Source organism: Halalkalibacter hemicellulosilyticusJCM 9152, assembly GCF_000513115.1.
GTDB classification, from domain to species: domain Bacteria; phylum Bacillota; class Bacilli; order Bacillales; family Bacillaceae_D; genus Halalkalibacter; species Halalkalibacter hemicellulosilyticus.
On record NZ_BAUU01000100.1, the window covers coordinates 1 to 620 of the forward strand.

Here is a 620-nt window from a genome sequence, read left to right on the forward strand (position 1 = left end):
ACAAAGTTTAGATAGGCAAATTAAGCAAATTTGTTTCGTGACAAAGGCTGGAAGTACTGACGATGCGGGAGTGTGGGGCCTTTCACGTACGTTTCGACTTGAATACCCTGAAATTCGAACTCAGTGTTTAGAATACAAAGATAGTCAATATCTCGTGAAGGCTATTGGTCAATGTTTTGAGAGTTCAGAAGAAGACGAATTTTCAAGTGATCAACACGGTGAAATCCATGTTTCAAGATTACGACGATGCACAGATGTTGTATCTTCGAGATCCTTGTCTCTCAGAAGTGATGCAAGCTATATCATTAGTGGAGGACAAGGGGCGCTCGGATTAGTAGCTACAGAGTTACTCGTTCAAAAAGGAGCTAAATATGTAGTATTGCTTTCAAGGTCTTCTATGAAAAAGGAAGTTGAAGACAAACTCATTACGCTACGTAAGCAGGCAAATATAGAGCTTGTAAGTTGTGATGTTTCAGAGGAAGATGATGTCTTATTGGTTAAGGAATGGGTAGAAAAGAAAAAGTGGCCAACTGTACGTGGAATTGTGCACGCCGCAGGTGTGTTAAGTGATGGAACCATACAAAGTCAAACCTCTGAAAAGTTACAGATTGCTTATAGTG

Annotated in this window: 1 protein-coding gene; it reads left to right on the forward strand. The window is 40.2% G+C overall.

From position 1 onward, the window contains the following. The coding region (locus tag JCM9152_RS21110; RefSeq protein ID WP_035347799.1) for an SDR family NAD(P)-dependent oxidoreductase at window positions 1–620 on the forward strand (620 nt) is incomplete at both ends.